General features: G+C 73.1%; 1 protein-coding gene. It reads left to right on the top strand.

Features of this window, described 5'->3' with window-relative positions; translation table 11 throughout:
- Nucleotides 1-99: 99 nt before the first annotated feature.
- Nucleotides 100-391: ATP-binding protein (locus tag GUY61_RS38915; protein ID WP_166634974.1), on the top strand; the 292-nt coding region annotated here is incomplete at its 3' end.

Here is a 391-nt window from a genome sequence, read left to right on the forward strand (position 1 = left end):
GCGTATACCTGCCCGTGGGACGGGGACCCCGGTCGCGCCCTACTACCCCTTTGCCGTGCTCGCGGCCCCGCCCCCGGTCTGCACCTGCGAGGAGACCCGGTGACGCCTGTGCCGCCGTACCCGCGTGTGCGCCAGAAGCTGTGGCGGCGGGAGCGCCGGTCCGTCCCCGGGGCGCGGTTGTTCACCCGGGCGGTGCTCCGGAACTGGGGCTACGAGGGGAGGAACGGCGACATCGAGCTGTGCGTCAGCGAACTGGCGACGAACGCGCTGCTGCACGGGGTCCCGCCGGGACGTGGCTATCTGCTGAGGCTGCGGCTCTGCGCGAACGGACTGGTGCGCGTCGAGGTGCACGACGGCGGGGGAGGGGTGGTCGAACCCTCCTGGGCCTGTC

This window comes from Streptomyces sp. GC420, from assembly GCF_009916105.1.
Classification (GTDB): Bacteria; Actinomycetota; Actinomycetes; order Streptomycetales; family Streptomycetaceae; genus Streptomyces.